This is a genomic window from Hyphomonadaceae bacterium ML37 (assembly GCA_027627685.1).
Classification (GTDB): domain Bacteria; phylum Pseudomonadota; class Alphaproteobacteria; order Caulobacterales; family Maricaulaceae; genus Oceanicaulis.
In genome coordinates this window covers 842,229-857,864 of the sequence record CP091241.1, presented here as the reverse complement: position 1 = coordinate 857,864, position 15,636 = coordinate 842,229, and the positions used below count along the sequence as shown (strand labels likewise).

The window sequence follows — 15,636 nt, the reverse complement described above, 5'->3', positions numbered from 1 at the left end:
TCTAGCTCGTGTGCGCCTTGTAGGCAGCTTCGTCCATCATGGCCTCAAGCTGGGCCGGGTCGGACAGTTTCAGTTTCACAAACCAGCCCGCGCCGTCGGGCGCCTCGTTCACCATGGCCGGCGTGCCTTCCAGCGCGTCATTGACCGCGACGATCTCGCCGGAGGCCGGGGCGTAAACCTCCGAGGCCGCCTTGACGCTTTCCACAACGGCCATTTCATCGCCCTGGGACAGGGTCTTGCCGATTTCGGGCAGCTCGACAAACACCACATCGCCCAGCTGCTCGGCGGCGTAGGCGGTGATGCCAACAATGGCGAAATCGCCATCGATGCGGATCCATTCATGGTCCTTGGTGTAGCGGGTGGTCATGGTGCGTCTCCTCCAGACAATCAGGTCAGCCGCGATAGAAACGGTGCGGCGCAAACGGGGTTTTGGCGATCTCGGCCGGGCGCGATTTGCCGCGCACCATCAGCTCGATGGACTGGCCGGGTTTGGCGAGATCGGCGCGGACATAACCCATGGCGACCGGTCCGCCCACGGTGGGACCAAACCCGCCCGAGGTGATCACCCCGACCGTTTCGCCGCCCACAACGATCTCCGTGCCTTCACGCGCCGGGGCGCGGTCGCCGGGCAGAATGCCGACGCGCTTCTTCTCCGGGCCAGCTTCCAGCTGGGCCAGGATGCGCGCGGCGCCGGGGAAATCGGCCCGCTCGCGGCGCGATTTGGCCAGCGCCCACACAAGGCTCGCCTCAACAGGCGTGATGGTCTCGTCCATGTCATGGCCATAGAGGCACAAGCCGGCTTCAAGGCGCAGCGAATCGCGCGCGCCCAAGCCGATGGGCTTCACCCGCTCATCACCCAGCAGCCGGCGCGCCAGCGCGTCAGCCTCGCTCGCGCGCACTGAAATCTCGAACCCGTCCTCGCCGGTATAGCCCGAGCGCGAGATGAGCACGTCAAAGCCCGCCAGGCTGAACGCCCCCGCCTGCATGAACACAAGCTTGGCCGCGTCCGGGCACAGTTCGGCCATCACCGCGCCCGCCTGCGGCCCCTGCAGGGCCAGCAGCGCGCGGTCTTTCAGTTCGTGAAGCCCGGCGCGCGACCCGAAGCGCGTGCGCATGTGGGCGAAGTCGCTATCCTTGCACGCGGCGTTGACCACCATGAACAGATCGCCATCGTCCGGCCGGGAGATCATCAGATCGTCCATGATCCCGCCCTCATCATTGAGCAGGAGCGTGTATTTCTGCTCGCCTGCGCCCAGCGCGCCGAGATCGGCGGTGACCAGAGCCTCGAAGGCGGTTTCATCACCGGACACGCGCGCCTGGCCCATATGGGAGACGTCGAACAGGCCGGCGGCTGCGCGGGTGTGATTATGCTCGGCCATCACACCTTCGTACTGCACAGGCATGGCGTAGCCCGCGAACGGCACCATGCGCGCGCCGAGCTCCACATGGAGATCGTAAAGCGGGGTCTTTTGAAGGCTTGCGTCGTCGGCCATCTCGTCAGAATCCTCAAGCGCGGGTTGGCGGCTACGATCCGGCAAGAACCGGAACCGTATGCGCCCCCGCTGTCCCGAGACCTGAGAGATTCCTGCGTCCACAGACCTTTGGCCTGCGGCGCATTGCTCCTTCGGTGGGGCGGCGGATGACATGCCTCCGCGCCCGCTTTCCAGCGTCGGCCATCATCCTGCGGTCCTGTCGCCTGAGCGTTTCCGGGGCGGTTGCGCCTTCGGCGCCGGCGTCTTTGGCCGGTCTCTCCCGCAGGGGGCCTTCATGCATGCCCGATCCCGCCCGCCTCCCGGCGCTCGCGACCGACGCGCCAAACTAGCCAGACACGGAGTCGAGTCAATCGGGGATGCGGGATGCAAGCGCATCGAGCCGCGAACGGAGCCTGACGGGCTTCGTTCGCGGCTCGCCGGCCGGATTGCGTCAGCTTCGCGCTCCGGCCCTCCGGTCCGGACGACTCGGGGTTCGCCAGGAACCGGAATCGGGGCAGGAGGTTCAGGCCTCGCGGGTCAGCGCGCGCTGCCGGTGAAGTGCCAGAACGCGGGCGTCGCCAATCTGCTCCACCGCGCGGGCCAAGGTGCGCTCCTGGCAATCTTCGGCGATACGCCGGGCCAGCAGCGTGCGGGCGTCAGCAACCGCGCAGTAGGCGCGCACACGGCGCTCCAGCATGTTGAGCACGTTGGCGCGGCCTTCCACGCTGTTGAGCTGCCAGGTTTCGTATTCGAACTCGAATTCCTGGGCCTGGGCTGGCGCGTTAAGCGTAAGCGCAGCCGTGGCGACAGCGGCGGCAATGAGAGCCTGAATGCGGGTCATTGATCGTCTCCTGTGGTTCAGTCTTGAACGGGCCGACAGCACGTCCTTGCGACGGCCATGACACTGTCCGACGCACCGGATTTGATCCTGCCGAAAACCTGAGAACTTCCTGAGAAAACACAAGGCACTGATCTTAAATCTATTTTTCCGGAGTTCTGAGGCGCCTGAATGCATGCGCAATCGCGGGAATGCGTTAGAATGGCACTCAGGCGGAGTTGGGGCACACCTTGGCGAGCGATGACCCAGAGACTGGCGGCGGCGCCGCGCAGGCGAACTATTTCATCGCCGCCGGTCGGCTGAGTGTCGATGTGAAAGATGCAACGGTGAGGCTGAATGGCGCTCCGGCGCCGCTCGGCGGCCGCGCCTTCAGGCTTTTGGTGGCGCTGATGCGCCGGCCCATGCGGCTGGTGACCAAGGCCGAGCTGATCGAGGAGGTCTGGGACGGTATGGCTGTATCCGACTCGGTGCTCACGACCGCAGTCAAGGAGCTTCGTAAAGCGCTGGGCGACAATGCGCGCCGGCCCGTCTGGATCAAAACCGAGCATGGGCGCGGATACCGCTTCATCGCGCCGGTCTCAACAACAGCTCCCGGCGCTGCACTCCAATCAGGCGCGTTCGATGTCGCTGCCCGGCCGGTTCCGGCAGCCGTACCGGATCAGGGCGGGCCTGACTCAGATTTGGCCGGGAACAAGCCCGGCTTGCGGCGGCTGGCCCCGGCCGCGCTGGCCGCCTCTGCGCTGATGCTGACCGCGATGCTCGCCACAATCCTCCTTCAGCCATCCGGCACCCCGCAAGTCAATCGTTCAGTCGCGGTCGTCGGTTTCGAGAATCTGAGCCCGGGGGCGGATATTGACTGGTTCGCAGCCGGCCTGGCCGAGGAGGTCACCAACGCGCTCACCCGCATGCCCGACTTGCGCGTCGCGTCGCGCCGCGCCAGCGAGGCAGCGACGGCCTCGGGGGGCGCGCCTGCGGATATCGGCCGAACTTTGGGGGTCGCGCACCTTCTGGAGGGCGCGGTCCGGGTGGAAGACGAGACCCTTCGCGTCACCGTTTCGTTGATCGCGGCGCAGGACGGGGTGCAAATCTGGTCGCAACGTTATGACCGGCCGCTTGGTAGCATTCTTGACATACAGGCCGACATCTCCACGGATGTGGCCCGGCTGCTCGACACATCGCTGAACCCGGACGCCCTGGCCGCCATGGTCACAGCCGGAACCGATTCGATCGCCGCCTATGAGGCGTACCTGCGCGGTCAGGCAGCCATGCGCGAGTTCTCGCGCACCGGCGCTCCGCAGAACTGGGGCCGCGCCGGGGAGCTGATGGCGAGGGCGCGCTCCATAGATCCCGATTTTGCGGACGCCCACGCCGCCGCGGCAGTCATCTACCGTTACGAGAACACGCCCTCGCTGGTGATGCGCGAAAACCCTGACACGGGCGAGGCCTATCGCCGTGAATTCACAGCCCTAATGGAGGCAGCCATCCGCAGCGCGCGCGATGGTCCCGAGGCCGCTGCCTATCGCGCCAGGCGCGATCAGGAGCTGTTCAACCTGGCCGACGCGGCTTCGGCCTACGCTGATTATCTCGCAGACCGCCCCAATGACGTGGATCGGTGGTTCGATTACTCGAACACGCTTGTAATGCTTGGGCAATTCGATCAGGCGCAGGAAGTTGTGCGGCGTCTGGACAGCCTGCTGCCAGACGTCGACGCCTACCATCGAGCCTTCCTCATCCAGCATGCGACAAAGGCCCGTGACTTTGAACTTGCGGCCGATCTCGCGCGCCGCACGCTGCAACAGGCGCCGTTTGAAGGCTTTGCGCTGATCGAGGCCCATCCCGCTCTGTTGCGCGTGGGTGCGCTGGATGAGGCGCAGGCTGTCAACGTGCGTATCCAAAGCAGCGATCTGGGTCGATTTGCTAAGATGTTCAGTGAATTGCGCCAGATCTGCGCGGAGGGCGACGGGGCCCGGGTCGCCGAGATGGGCCAGATGATCATCGACGAACCCAGAGCCCGCATTCATGCCTTCTACGTGCATGAAATGCTGGGTAATGAAGACGCCGCCTATGCCCGCCTTGCTGCTATCGACACCCCGGGCTTGCCGGGCGCATCACGCGAGATGTTGTTTTATCCGAGTCTGGACCGCCGCCGCCTGCCGCATCTGGCTGCGGCGCTAGAAGCGGCTGGCGGATCCTTGCCCGACCCCGCGCCGCCGTTGGTGCGCTGCCCACCGCCGGCCTGAACTACATCCGTTCCGGCACATCCAGACCGATCAGGCCCAGCACGGTTCGCAGCTGAGTCAGCGTGGTGCGCGCGAGGGTGAGGCGGCTCGCGCGGTTGGCTTCGTCCTTCTCCGGCAGGATCGGGCACTGGGTGTAGAAGGCGGAAAAGGTTTGGGCGAGGTTGAAGGCGTGCTCGCACAATATGTGCGGCGCGCGCCCGGCTTCGGCCCGATGCACCGCCGCGTCGAACCCGTCCAGCCGGCGCACCAGCGCAGCCTCGGCGTCATGGCTGATCTGCACCGGGCCAACTTTCAGCCCCTCACCTTCGGCCTTGCGCAAGAGCGAGCCGATGCGCACGGCCTGATACAGCAGGTACGGCCCGGTCTTGCCCTCGAAGCTGACAAACCGGTCCAGATCAAACACGTAATTGGTGGTGCGCACATTCTGCAGGTCGGAGAATTTGATGGCCGCATTGGCCACCTTGCGCGCCACATCCTCGAAGGCCTCCGGTGACAACTCAGTTCCCAGCCCCGCCTCGGTCAGGCGCGCGCGGGCGCGCTCGCGGGCCTGCTCAATGAGGTCAGCCAGCCGGAAAGTGCCGCCATCGCGGGTGCGCAGGCGCTTGCCATCCGGGCCGTTCACCGTGCCGAACTTCACATGCTCCAGCCCGCCCTCTTGCGCCAGGCCGGCTTTGACCGCGGCGCGGAAGACCTGCTCGAAATGGTCCGACTGGCCCAGATCGACCACGTAGAGGATCAGATCGGGATCCAGCTCGCGGCGGCGCTCCAGAATGGTGGCGAGGTCTGTGGTGGCGTAGAGCGCCGAGCCTTGCGAGCTGACCAGGATAAGCGGCGCCAGCTCCTTCTTGTCGTCCTCGCGCGCCACGCGGATGACCAGCGCGCCGTCGCTTTCCTCGGCGATGGCCCGCTTGCACAGGTCGGCGACCATGTCCGCAATCAGATCATTGACGTCGCTTTCACCCTTCCACAGGTCGAAATGAACGCCGAGATCGTCGAAATCCACCTTCAGCGCCGCAATGGAAACCGAGATGAAATGGCGCAGCAGGGCGCGGTATCCCGGCCGTCCGGCCTGCAGCTCCGCCGTGGCCTGACGCGAGCGTTCCTGACGCGCCGGGTCGGCCTTGCCCTTGGCGCTCGCCTGCGGATAAAGCCGGGCCAGATCATCAATGGTGACCGGCGCCGCCTCAGGGTAAGGCCCTGAAAAACCGGCGTCGAAGTAAGGCAGGTCCGGCTGCTCATCCTCCAGCTCAGTGATCAGCTGGCCCATCTGCAGGCCCCAGTCGCCTAGATGGATGTCGCTGGTCACGCTGTGGCCAAGGAAGCGCATCAGGCGCTGCAGGCTGTCGCCGATCACGCTGGAGCGCAAATGGCCCACATGCATCGGCTTGGCCACATTGGGCCCGCCAAAATCAATCATCACTTTGAGCGGCGCTGGCGCTGTGCGCGCGCCCGTGCGCGTATCGGCGGCCAGCGCGTTCGCCCGGCCTGCATAGAGCGCCGGCGGCGGAACGAGATTGAGAAAGCCCGGCCCTGCGATCTCGACCGCAAGGTCCGGCCGCGCCGCCTTGAGGTGCTCGGCGATGGAGGCCGCCAGAGCGCGCGGATTGGCCTTCGCCGCCTTCGCGGCAGCCAGCGCGCCATTGCACTGATAGGGGGCGAGATCGGGGCGGTCGCTCTCGATCACGCCGCCCAGCTCGCGCGGCAGGCCTGCCGCCTCGAACGCGGCCGAGACCGCACCCGTCAGCTCTTCAACAAGAGACGTCATGGGGGCGCCCTAGCCGTCCTGGCCAGCGGTGACGCGGAAGCGCATTCCGGACCGGTTGAATTCCAGCTGCTCATCGGTCAGCTCAAACCCGACCAGAACCTGGAAATTGGCGCCCGACGTGTCGCCGTCGGCGCGCGGAATGCGGATCGACGAAAATTCCTCGACCATCTCCACACGGTCAGAGCCGGCCGGGAAATTTGCAGTGACCGTGAAATTCTCCCGGTGGATCACGCCCACCACATTGCGCTGCGTATCAAGGCGCACCACCGTGATGAACAGCTCATAGGAATGGCTGTCACCCACCGCCGCCGGGCCGCGGCCGAAACCCAGGCGCATGCCCATTTCCATCTCGATCGGGGTCGCCGAGCGGTCCGTATAGGTGCAGGTGCTGACCACGTTGAGCACTTCGCCGGTGAAGCCCACATTCCCATAGACGATTTCGGAACCGGAGAAATTGACGATCCGATGCGCGTCATACAGCGACAGGGCGTTCGGACACGGTCCCGGATTGGGCTGCGGTCCGCTCAGCGATTCGCGCACTCCCTGGCAGCCGGAGAGGGTCAGGGCGGCGGCGGCGAGGCTGATGACGGCGAAACGCATGACGAAAAGTCCCGGACCTGAGAGCGCGGCGCCGGGCGGCGCCGCCGATGACATCCTCCGGCGCACCCTTGCGGGGCGGGCCGGGTCTGGTAGACGTCTCTACGACGCGCGCGCGCGAAGGGCAACGCCCGCCCGCGCCGGCTGACAGAGGACCGCCATGACCGCCAAGACCGCTTTGACCGTTTTGCTCGCCGCCCCGCGCGGCTTTTGCGCCGGTGTGGACCGGGCGATCCAGATCGTCGAGAAGGCGCTCGAGCGCTACGGCGCACCGGTCTATGTCCGCCACGAGATCGTGCACAACAAGCATGTGGTCAACCGGCTGAAAGCCATGGGCGCGGTGTTCGTCAAGGAGCTCCACGAGTGCCCGGACGATCGCCCGGTGGTGTTTTCCGCCCACGGCGTGCCCAAGCGTGTGCCCGACGAGGCGGCGCGGCGCAGCCTGCTTTATGTCGACGCGACCTGCCCGCTGGTCTCCAAAGTCCATGTGGAAGCCGAACGACATCACAAGGCGGGCAAGGAAATCCTGCTCATCGGCCATGCCGGCCACCCCGAGGTGATCGGCACACTGGGCCAGCTGCCCGAGGGCGCCATTCACCTGATCGAGACTGTGGCCGACGCGCAAGCCTTCACCCCGCGCGATCCCGGCAATCTGGCCTTTGTCACCCAGACCACCTTGTCGGTGGACGACACAGCCGAGATCGTCGCCGCCCTGCAGGCGCGCTTTCCCGCCATGGCGTCGCCGCACAAGGAAGACATCTGCTACGCCACCACCAACCGTCAGGCGGCGGTCAAAGCCATAGGCGCGGATGCCGACCTGGTGCTGGTGGTGGGGGCGCCCAACTCATCCAATTCGGTGCGTCTGGTTGAAGTAGCGCTGAAAGCCGGCGCGCGCGCCGCGCATCTGGTCCCCAGCGCCGAGGAGATTGACTGGAACTGGCTTGACGGCGTGACCACGCTGGGCGTTTCGGCCGGCGCCAGCGCGCCCGAGGACCTGGTCGAGGATTTGATCGCGGCGATGGCCGGGCGCTACGCCATCACCATTCGCGAAGTGACCGTGGCGCGCGAGGATGTAGTGTTCAAACTGCCCAAAGAGGTGGCGTGATGAGCGGCGCCAAGACCCAGCCGTCCGACCAGACGGTGGACGCCTTCATCGCCTCTATGGAACCCGACCAGAAACGCGAGGAGGCGCACACGCTCGACGCCCTGTTCCGCCGCGTCACAGGGTGGAACCCAGTGATGTGGGGGCCGGTCATGATCGGCTATGGCCGGTACCACTATCGCTATGACACCGGCCGTGAAGGCGATTTCCTCGCTACCGGGTTTTCGCCGCGCAAGGCCAAGCACTCCATCTACATCATGCCCGGCTACACCGATTACGGCGCGATCCTGTCGCGCATCGGCAAGCATGGCATGGGCAAGTCCTGCCTCTACATCAACAAGCTCGACGATATCGATCTGGACGTGCTGGCCGAGCTGATAGACGCCGGCGTGAAAGACCTTTCGGGGAAGTATGAGGTCACGGCCAGTTGAGCCAGACCGTGGTCATCCACACCGACGGCGCCTGTTCGGGCAATCCCGGGCCCGGCGGCTGGGGCGCGCTGCTGGAATATGCTGGCAAGGAGCGCGAGCTGTCCGGCGCTGAAGCCGAAACCACCAATAACCGCATGGAGCTGATGGCCGCCATCGTGGCGCTGGAGACGCTCAAGCGGCCCTGCCGGGTGCGGCTGGTGACCGATTCCACCTATGTGCGCGACGGGGTGACGCGCTGGATGCACGCCTGGAAATCCAATGGCTGGAGGACATCCGCCAAAAAGCCGGTGAAGAATGAGGATTTGTGGAAGCGTCTTGACGCCGCGGCGGCCCGCCACGAGATCGTCTGGGAATGGGTCAAGGGCCATGCCGGCCACCCGGAAAACGAGCGCGCCGACGCTCTGGCGCGCGCAGCGATCAAGACCCTCACCGGTCCGGCAGACGCTCCGGAAGCCTGACCGGTCAGGCGCCCGGCGCTAGGAATCGCCCCGCCACACCGCTGACCACCGCCTCGCCCGCAGCGTCGCCTGACAAGGCGCGCGCAAACCGGAAGCCCTGGGCCAGATCACAGCCCAGCTCCGCGCACAAAACCGCATCCGCTTCGGTCTCCACGCCCTCGGCCACCACGCCCATAGAATAGCTGTGGGCGATGCGCACCACCGAGGCGATGATGGCGCGCGCCGAGGCATCCGCGCCCGCTGCGCGCACGAAATAGCGGTCGATTTTCACCGTGTCGAACGGGAACCGGTCGAGCCGGGCCAGCGAGGAATATCCGGTCCCGAAATCATCCAGCGCCAACGAGAACCCTGCGGATTTCAGCGCCTGCATGGCCCGCTCGGCGGCGTCCGGGTCGCGCATGATCTCCGTCTCGGTGATCTCCAGCTTGAAGGCGCTCGCGGGCAGGCCCGCCGCCTCCACCGTGGCAATCAGCGCGCCCGCGAAACCGGGATCGCAGATCTCGCCTGCGGTGGCGTTCGCGGCGACAAACAATGCGCCCGCGTCCGGCGCCAGCGCCCGCCATGCGGCTGCATCGGCCGCAGCCGCCGCCCGCACGGCCTTCCCGATTTGCCCGGCCAGCCCGAGCTCCAGCGCCAGCGGCATGAAGTCATCGGCGCGCATCACGCTGGCGTCAGGGCGCACCCAGCGCGCCAGCGCCTCGAACCCGGCCAGACGACGGTCTTTGAGCGACACGATGGGCTGGTGATGCGCAGTGATCGCGCAAGCCTCCAGCGCGGCGCGCAAATCGGCTTCCAGATCCAAGCGTTCAAGCCCGTCCTCCGGCGTCACGCCCGCCGGCAGGATCAGGCCGCGCCATACCCCAGCCTCGCTCTTCCCAATCAGGCGCACAAGCCGCAGCCGCCGGTCCTCGCCCACCAGGCGCAGACGCACGTCCAGCTCACGCCCGGAGCCGAGCGCTTCAAGCGCGGCCCGGTCCCCCGGGGCCAGCCGCTCGCCCAGTGCCTCCAGCCGCCCCGCCCCGGCCACTCCGGACAGGCCCATGGCAGCCGCGTCGCCTGACAGGGTGAGCGCTTCAGACGCCGCGTCCCATTCCAGCGCCAGCGCGCCGGCGGCCAGCGCCGCAGAGCGGAACGCCGCCTCGCTCATCGGATCGGGTCGCCCGAGAGAATCGAGAACCGGTCATGATCACGCCAGGCGCCGTGAATCTTCAGAAACTCGCGCGCCCGCCCCTCATGGGTGAAGCCCAGCGATTCCAGCAGGGCGCGCGAGGCGTCATTCTCCAGCCGCGTTGCAGCTTCCACCCGGTGCAGGCGCAAGGTGGCGAAGGCGTAGTTGAGGACCCGGCGCACCGCCGCCCGGGCATGGCCACGGCGCACATAGGGCGTGCCGATCCAGTATCCAAGGTCCGCAGCCTGCAGCACGCCGCGCCGTACATTGTTGAGATTGCACGCGCCGACCAGTACGTCATCGTCATGACGGAACACGAAGAACGGATAGCCCGTTCCGTTGTCGAGATCGGTCTGATAGCGCCGCAGCCGCCGTTTGTAGGCCGAGCGCGTCAGCTCGTCCTCCGCCCAGGCCGGCTCCCAGCGCTCGGTATGGGGGCGGCTGGCATAGCGCAGCTTGGCCCACGCCTCGTAATCATCCGCGTGAGGCGGACGCAGGCGGACGCCCTCGCCCCACAACACCAGCTCCTGATTATCGTCGCGCCACAGGGCCATGGGGGTCGTCCATACACGTGATCTCACTACCCCCAATAGACGCTGACCCGCCCGTCAGGGCAAGGCGCGGGCGCCGCCGGACGGATATTGTAGCGGACGCTACATTACGCTAACTTGAGCACGAAAATGTTGGAGGTCACATCAATGCAGACCCACCCCGTACGGACCGGACGTTTGCCGCTTTCAACCGGACAACTGATCCGGCTGGCCGCACTGGGCGCCGCCCTATGGCTGACCGCGGCGCTGCTGCTGCGCTGGCTTGGCCCGCTGGGCGTGTATGACGGCGCCGCCCGCATCCTCCTGTACGCGCTCATCATTCCGGGCACCGCCCCGTTCATCTGGCTGATCGCTAAGATCGGCGGACTAGCCCGCAGCGATCTCGCGCTGGGGGTCAGCGTCGTGGTCGCGGCGGCGGTCTTGCTGGACGGGCTGGCGCTCGCCTGGGTTCCCACGCTCTATGGCGCTGAGTTGGCGCTGCAAGCCGGCGCCGGGGCGGCGATCCTGTGGGGCGCCGGCGTGGCGCTGGTTCTGGGCTTCGTCTTTAATCGCGCCCGCTAGATCGTTCCGCCGCCGAGAGCCGTATCACAGGCCTCCTCAAGCCCTGCGGCCTTGAGGATGACCAGACCCTCGATCTGCGCAAACAGACGCGCGGCGTCGGCGGCATGGCGTTCAGCGGGCGCATCAAGCTGGTGTGTGATCCAGCTGAGGAAGCCCGATGCGATGACCCGCGCCGCGTCAAGGTACGGCGCCTCACCGGCTCCGGCGCGGGCGGCGATTTCCAGCCACAGGCGCATATAGGGCCAGAATGCGTCATCCAGAACCTGATGACCGACGCGCACAAACAGGATGTCAGCCGGAGCGCGCGATGGCGCCGCCGCTTCGCTCAGCGCCGCTTCCAGCCGACCGGCGAGATGCACCAGTGCGGCGGTCATGAGCGACTCTTTGGTGGGAAAATAATACAGCAGCATCCGGTCACTGGTGCCCGCCGCCCGTGCCAGCGAGCGCAGGCTGGCCGCCGCCAGGCCATCGGCCAGCAGGGTGTCAGCAAGCCGGCTGACCAGCTCGGCCCGACGGGCGTCCGCTTTCACGCCGCTCGCCGCGTCCTGGCTCATGACAGCCCCACCCGCGCCCGGATATCCTCTGGCGTTGCGCCCGCCTCGCGCAAAGCCTCCAGCGTCAAGGACCGGTCACGCTTGGCGTAGCGGCGGCCTGTATCGTCGGTGAGCAGGCGGTGATGGCGCCAGACCGGCACGGGCAGGCCGAGCAGTTCCTGCAACAGCCGGTGCAAATGGGTGGCGAAATACAGATCTTGGCCCCGGATCAAATGGGTGACGCCCTGCAGCGCGTCATCATGGACACAGGCCAGGTGATAGCTCGTCCCCACATCCTTGCGCGCCAGAATCACATCGCCCAGCAGGTCCGGCCGGGCGGCGATCGCGCCATGCTCGCCCTCAGGCCCCTCGCCCTCCTCTGTGAAGACCAGCGCGTCATAGCGCGCGCAGAGCGCCTCGCGGCAGGCGCGCAGCGACAGGCGCCAGGCATAGGCCTCCCCGCGCGCCAGGCGGCCGGCCTCTTCCGCCTCGCTCATGGGCGTGTCCGGGCCGGGATAGATGATCCCCTCCGGCCCCTCGCCGGGATGATGAGGTGCGCGCGCTATCTCTTCGGCGATCTCCTTGCGCGTCTTGAAACAGCGATAGACGAGACCGGCGCCAGCCAGGCGCCCCAGCGCGCGGGCATACTCAGGAAAATAATCGCTCTGACGGCGCGCCGGGCGCGGCCAGTCCAGCCCCAGCCCCAGCCAGGCCAGATCCTCGTAAATGCCCGCTTCGAAGTCCGGCGTGCAGCGGGTCTGATCGATATCCTCGATGCGCAAGAGGCAGGTTCCGCCTGCGACCCGCGCCGCGTCAAAGGCGGTCAGCGCCGAGAAAGCGTGGCCCAGATGCAGGCGTCCGGTGGGCGACGGCGCGAAACGGGTGATAAAACCGGTCATGCCCGCTTCCTAGCGCACCCGTGCGCACCTGTCGCGGGCCTGAAAGGCCGGGCGCAGTAACGGGGTTCGCACCGCCTTCGGGCGAGCTATGATCCGGGCTGATTGATCCTGCTGACAGAGGCCTGCCGCTTTCCATGATCCTCATTGACGGACCGCGCATCCCGCCCCGTGGCGGCAAGGCGAAGAAACTGGTCGTGCTGTTTCACGGCTATGGCTCCAACGGCGCTGACCTGGCGGGGCTGGCGCAAGCGTGGGCGGCGGACTTCCCGGACGTGGCCTGGGCCAGCCCCAACGCGCCCGAACCCGTGCCGGGCTATCCCGGCGGATATCAATGGTTTCCTATCAGCCGCCTCGACCCGGTGGCGATGGAATCGGGCGTGCGCAGCGCCCACGCCAGCGCCGAGCAATTCCTGAAATCGGAGCTGAACCGCTGGGAGCTGCAGCCATCGGATCTGGCGATCATCGGCTTCAGCCAGGGTACGATGATGGCCCTGCACGCCGGATTGCGCCGTGAAACCGCCCCGGCGGCGATCCTGGGCTATTCGGGCGCACTGGCCGGGCCAGAGCGTCTGTCGCAGGAAATGACCTGCAAACCGCCCATATTGCTCATCCACGGCGATCAGGACGAGGTCCTGCCCGTGGGCATGACGCTGATGGCGGCGCAGGGTCTGGCGGCGGCGGGCCACGGGGCGGAATTTCACATCTCCGGCGGCGTGCCGCACTCCATCGGACCGGACGGACTCGATCTGGGCGGGCGCTTCCTGAAGGACGCCTTCGCCGGCAAGCTGGTTTAAGGCGCGCCTCGTCCCCATATATCAAAGACCTGTCAGCGCACTGTCATAGGCGTGTAACACGACCTCGGTTAGAGTGCGTCCGACCAAAGGATCGCGCCGGTGATTCGTCCAATGATTTCCGGCGTCTGGTTTGAAGGAGACGCGTCTTCAGGACGCCTTTGGCATCATACGGGGCCACTGGCCCGTTGACTGCCGCGGACACCCCGCGCGTCTCGCCCTTGTGGAGGGTGTGATGCGGGTGTTCAGAACCGCTCCTGAAGACCTGCGCTGTCTCGTCCTCAATGCGGACTACCAGCCCCTCTCCTACTATCCGCTGTCCACCTGGCCCTGGCAGGAGGCGATCAAGGCGGTGTTCCTGGAGCGCGTCGACATCGTGTCTGAGTATGACACGCTGATCCGCTCGCCCAGCGTCTCCCTGCCGGCGCCGTCTGTCGTGGCGCTGCGCGACTATATCAGCCAGGACCGCCCGCCGGCCTTTACCCGCTTCAACCTGTTCCTGCGCGACGGTTTCCGTTGCCAGTATTGCGGCACGGACAAGCTGGATTTGCTGACCTTTGATCACGTGATCCCGCGCGCCTATGGCGGACGCACCACGTGGGACAATATCGCCACCGCCTGCGCGCCGTGTAATCTGAAAAAGGGCGGACGCACGCCGCGCGAGGCCAAGATGCCCCTGCACCGGCCGGCCGAGCGGCCGAACATGCATCAGCTGCAGGCCCAGGGCCGCCGCTTCCCGCCCAAGTATCTGCACGAGAGCTGGCTGGATTATCTCTACTGGGATGTCGAACTGGAAAGCTGACGGCGGTCCCAATAGGGACCGCCGCAATGTGCTGTTTCAATGAAACCGGTGAGGATCAGGCGCCCTTTTGCGGCGCCGCCTGGGCCTGATGCTTCTTGGAATAGATGTGCAGCGGGGTCGCGGCGCCGGTGACGACTTCGGCGTTGACTACCACCTCTTCAACACCGTCGAGGCCGGGCAGTTCGAACATGGTGTCGAGCAGAATGCCCTCCATGATCGAGCGCAGGCCGCGCGCGCCGGTCTTGCGGGCGATGGCGCGGTGGGCGATGGCCGCCAGCGCGTCCTCGGTGAAGGACAGGCCGACGCCCTCCATCTCGAACAGGCGTTGATACTGCTTCACGAGCGCGTTCTTGGGCTCTGTCAGGATCTGGATCAGCGCTGACTCGTCGAGATCTTCCAGCGTGGCGATCACCGGAAGGCGGCCGACAAATTCAGGGATCAGGCCGAAGCGCTGCAGATCGTCGGGCTCCACCTCTTTGAGAACCTCGCCCTGACGGCGGGCATCGGGATCGCGCACATCGGCGCCGAAGCCGACAGCCGAGCCCTTGCCGCGCAGGGCGATGATCTTCTCAAGTCCCGCAAACGCGCCGCCGACGATAAACAGGATATTGGTCGTGTCCACCTGCAAAAATTCTTGTTGCGGATGCTTGCGCCCGCCCTGGGGCGGCACGGAGGCGACCGTGCCTTCCATGATTTTCAGCAGCGCCTGCTGCACGCCCTCGCCCGACACGTCGCGGGTGATGGACGGATTGTCGGACTTGCGGCTGATCTTGTCGATTTCGTCGATATAGACGATGCCGCGCTGGGCGCGCTCGACATTGTAATCGGCCGCCTGCAGCAGTTTCAGGACGATGTTCTCCACATCCTCGCCGACATAACCCGCTTCGGTCAGCGTGGTGGCGTCGGCCATGGTGAAGGGCACATCCAGGATGCGCGCCAGCGTCTGGGCCAGCAGCGTCTTGCCGCAGCCCGTCGGGCCGACCAGCAGGATGTTGGATTTGGACAGCTCGACATCGCCGTTCTGGCCGGCGTGATTGAGGCGCTTGTAGTGATTGTGCACCGCCACCGAGAGCACGCGCTTGGCGTGGCCCTGGCCGATCACATAGTCCTCAAGCACCTGATAGATTTCCTGCGGAGACGGCACGCCTTCCTTGGATTTCACCAGCGAGGTCTTGTTCTCCTCGCGGATGATGTCCATGCACAGCTCGACGCATTCATCACAAATGAACACGGTCGGCCCGGCGATCAGCTTGCGGACCTCATGCTGGCTCTTGCCGCAGAACGAGCAATACAGCGTGCTCTTTCCGTCGCCTGTTGTCGCCTTGGTCATGCCTGCTCCAGTCGGTCCGGCCTCGCCGTGCGGATCGTGCAATCCACATGCGGCCCCTCTGCGCGACGCGCGCCAGGCCCGGTCCGGGCCGGCTTGAG

The 15,636-nt window shown here is 66.3% G+C and carries 17 protein-coding genes and 1 riboswitch; of the genes, 7 read left to right on the top strand and 10 right to left on the bottom strand.

What is annotated here, in order from left to right; translation table 11 throughout:
• Position 1: 1 nt before the first annotated feature.
• The 3 genes from gcvH to L2D01_04250 form a co-directional block, all read right to left on the bottom strand.
• Positions 2 to 367 (bottom strand): glycine cleavage system protein GcvH, encoded by a 366-nt coding sequence (gcvH, locus tag L2D01_04260; protein ID WBQ10999.1) that lies wholly within the window; start codon positions 365 to 367, stop codon positions 2 to 4.
• A gap of 25 nt (positions 368 to 392) precedes the next feature.
• Positions 393 to 1,493: a glycine cleavage system aminomethyltransferase GcvT gene (gene gcvT / locus L2D01_04255; GenBank protein WBQ10998.1), complete on the bottom strand. Its 1,101-nt coding sequence runs from the start codon at positions 1,491 to 1,493 to the stop codon at positions 393 to 395.
• A gap of 181 nt (positions 1,494 to 1,674) precedes the next feature.
• Positions 1,675 to 1,765: riboswitch (glycine riboswitch) on the bottom strand.
• A gap of 230 nt (positions 1,766 to 1,995) precedes the next feature.
• Entirely contained in the window at positions 1,996 to 2,313 is a 318-nt protein-coding gene (locus tag L2D01_04250) for a UrcA family protein (protein WBQ10997.1), read from the bottom strand.
• Between the two features lie 227 nt (positions 2,314 to 2,540).
• Between L2D01_04250 and L2D01_04245 the strand changes: the two genes are divergently transcribed.
• Entirely contained in the window at positions 2,541 to 4,550 is a 2,010-nt protein-coding gene (locus tag L2D01_04245; protein ID WBQ10996.1) for a winged helix-turn-helix domain-containing protein, read from the top strand.
• Position 4,551: 1 nt separating this feature from the next.
• On the opposite strand, the gene argS is transcribed toward L2D01_04245, so the two are convergent.
• On the bottom strand, positions 4,552 to 6,315 hold the full coding sequence (gene argS, locus L2D01_04240; GenBank protein ID WBQ10995.1) for an arginine--tRNA ligase: 1,764 nt from the start codon (positions 6,313 to 6,315) through the stop codon (positions 4,552 to 4,554).
• 9 nt (positions 6,316 to 6,324) lie between these two features.
• Positions 6,325 to 6,915, bottom strand: a complete 591-nt coding sequence (locus L2D01_04235; GenBank protein WBQ10994.1) for a hypothetical protein — start codon at positions 6,913 to 6,915, stop codon at positions 6,325 to 6,327.
• A gap of 157 nt (positions 6,916 to 7,072) precedes the next feature.
• Between L2D01_04235 and ispH the strand changes: the two genes are divergently transcribed.
• The 3 genes from ispH to rnhA are packed head-to-tail and all read left to right on the top strand — an operon-like array spanning position 7,073 to position 8,903.
• A complete protein-coding gene (gene ispH, locus L2D01_04230; protein WBQ10993.1) occupies positions 7,073 to 8,017 on the top strand; it encodes a 4-hydroxy-3-methylbut-2-enyl diphosphate reductase in 945 nt (314 codons plus the stop codon).
• Positions 8,017 to 8,445 carry a DUF1801 domain-containing protein gene (locus L2D01_04225; GenBank protein ID WBQ10992.1) on the top strand — a complete coding sequence of 143 codons (429 nt, stop codon included), beginning with the start codon at positions 8,017 to 8,019 and terminating at the stop codon, positions 8,443 to 8,445. Before ispH ends, L2D01_04225 begins: the two co-directional genes overlap by 1 nt.
• Entirely contained in the window at positions 8,442 to 8,903 is a 462-nt protein-coding gene (gene rnhA / locus L2D01_04220) for a ribonuclease HI (protein ID WBQ10991.1), read from the top strand. The genes L2D01_04225 and rnhA overlap by 4 nt, the downstream gene beginning before the upstream one ends.
• Positions 8,904 to 8,907: 4 nt before the next feature.
• On the opposite strand, the gene L2D01_04215 is transcribed toward rnhA, so the two are convergent.
• On the bottom strand, positions 8,908 to 10,050 hold the full coding sequence (locus L2D01_04215; GenBank protein WBQ10990.1) for an EAL domain-containing protein: 1,143 nt from the start codon (positions 10,048 to 10,050) through the stop codon (positions 8,908 to 8,910).
• Positions 10,047 to 10,625 carry a GNAT family N-acetyltransferase gene (locus L2D01_04210; GenBank protein ID WBQ10989.1) on the bottom strand — a complete coding sequence of 193 codons (579 nt, stop codon included), beginning with the start codon at positions 10,623 to 10,625 and terminating at the stop codon, positions 10,047 to 10,049. Before L2D01_04210 ends, L2D01_04215 begins: the two co-directional genes overlap by 4 nt.
• Before the next feature lie 144 nt (positions 10,626 to 10,769).
• Here L2D01_04210 and L2D01_04205 point away from each other — a divergent pair, with 144 nt between their 5' ends.
• Positions 10,770 to 11,183 carry a hypothetical protein gene (locus L2D01_04205; GenBank protein ID WBQ10988.1) on the top strand — a complete coding sequence of 138 codons (414 nt, stop codon included), beginning with the start codon at positions 10,770 to 10,772 and terminating at the stop codon, positions 11,181 to 11,183.
• Here the strand turns inward: L2D01_04205 and L2D01_04200 are convergent.
• Together L2D01_04200 and gluQRS are read right to left on the bottom strand one after the other, a co-directional pair.
• Positions 11,180 to 11,737: a TetR family transcriptional regulator gene (locus L2D01_04200; protein WBQ10987.1), complete on the bottom strand. Its 558-nt coding sequence runs from the start codon at positions 11,735 to 11,737 to the stop codon at positions 11,180 to 11,182. The genes L2D01_04205 and L2D01_04200 overlap by 4 nt on opposite strands.
• Positions 11,734 to 12,615: a tRNA glutamyl-Q(34) synthetase GluQRS gene (gene gluQRS, locus L2D01_04195; GenBank protein ID WBQ10986.1), complete on the bottom strand. Its 882-nt coding sequence runs from the start codon at positions 12,613 to 12,615 to the stop codon at positions 11,734 to 11,736. The genes L2D01_04200 and gluQRS overlap by 4 nt, the downstream gene beginning before the upstream one ends.
• A 134-nt stretch (positions 12,616 to 12,749) precedes the next feature.
• On the opposite strand from gluQRS, the gene L2D01_04190 reads away from it, so the two are divergent.
• Both L2D01_04190 and L2D01_04185 read left to right on the top strand, forming a co-directional pair.
• Entirely contained in the window at positions 12,750 to 13,409 is a 660-nt protein-coding gene (locus L2D01_04190) for a dienelactone hydrolase family protein (GenBank protein ID WBQ10985.1), read from the top strand.
• Positions 13,410 to 13,641: 232 nt separating this feature from the next.
• A complete protein-coding gene (locus L2D01_04185; protein ID WBQ10984.1) occupies positions 13,642 to 14,208 on the top strand; it encodes an HNH endonuclease in 567 nt (188 codons plus the stop codon).
• Between the two features lie 55 nt (positions 14,209 to 14,263).
• Here the strand turns inward: L2D01_04185 and clpX are convergent, their stop codons facing one another.
• Positions 14,264 to 15,538, bottom strand: a complete 1,275-nt coding sequence (gene clpX, locus L2D01_04180) for an ATP-dependent Clp protease ATP-binding subunit ClpX (GenBank protein WBQ10983.1) — start codon at positions 15,536 to 15,538, stop codon at positions 14,264 to 14,266.
• Positions 15,539 to 15,636 lie beyond the last annotated feature (98 nt).

What these genes read in the sequence shown, in the direction of transcription:
- gcvH (WBQ10999.1), bottom strand. Translation starts at nt 367, where the DNA reads ATGACCACCCGCTACACCAAGGACCATGAATGGATCCGCATCGATGGC.
- argS (WBQ10995.1), bottom strand. Translation starts at nt 6,315, where the DNA reads ATGACGTCTCTTGTTGAAGAGCTGACGGGTGCGGTCTCGGCCGCGTTC.
- ispH (WBQ10993.1), top strand. Translation starts at nt 7,073, where the DNA reads ATGACCGCCAAGACCGCTTTGACCGTTTTGCTCGCCGCCCCGCGCGGC.
- clpX (WBQ10983.1), bottom strand. Translation starts at nt 15,538, where the DNA reads ATGACCAAGGCGACAACAGGCGACGGAAAGAGCACGCTGTATTGCTCG.
- L2D01_04215 (WBQ10990.1), bottom strand. Translation starts at nt 10,050, where the DNA reads ATGAGCGAGGCGGCGTTCCGCTCTGCGGCGCTGGCCGCCGGCGCGCTG.
- L2D01_04185 (WBQ10984.1), top strand. Translation starts at nt 13,642, where the DNA reads ATGCGGGTGTTCAGAACCGCTCCTGAAGACCTGCGCTGTCTCGTCCTC.
- L2D01_04210 (WBQ10989.1), bottom strand. Translation starts at nt 10,625, where the DNA reads ATGGCCCTGTGGCGCGACGATAATCAGGAGCTGGTGTTGTGGGGCGAG.
- L2D01_04235 (WBQ10994.1), bottom strand. Translation starts at nt 6,915, where the DNA reads ATGCGTTTCGCCGTCATCAGCCTCGCCGCCGCCGCCCTGACCCTCTCC.
- L2D01_04200 (WBQ10987.1), bottom strand. Translation starts at nt 11,737, where the DNA reads ATGAGCCAGGACGCGGCGAGCGGCGTGAAAGCGGACGCCCGTCGGGCC.
- L2D01_04225 (WBQ10992.1), top strand. Translation starts at nt 8,017, where the DNA reads ATGAGCGGCGCCAAGACCCAGCCGTCCGACCAGACGGTGGACGCCTTC.
- L2D01_04190 (WBQ10985.1), top strand. Translation starts at nt 12,750, where the DNA reads ATGATCCTCATTGACGGACCGCGCATCCCGCCCCGTGGCGGCAAGGCG.
- gluQRS (WBQ10986.1), bottom strand. Translation starts at nt 12,615, where the DNA reads ATGACCGGTTTTATCACCCGTTTCGCGCCGTCGCCCACCGGACGCCTG.
- L2D01_04250 (WBQ10997.1), bottom strand. Translation starts at nt 2,313, where the DNA reads ATGACCCGCATTCAGGCTCTCATTGCCGCCGCTGTCGCCACGGCTGCG.
- L2D01_04205 (WBQ10988.1), top strand. Translation starts at nt 10,770, where the DNA reads ATGCAGACCCACCCCGTACGGACCGGACGTTTGCCGCTTTCAACCGGA.
- gcvT (WBQ10998.1), bottom strand. Translation starts at nt 1,493, where the DNA reads ATGGCCGACGACGCAAGCCTTCAAAAGACCCCGCTTTACGATCTCCAT.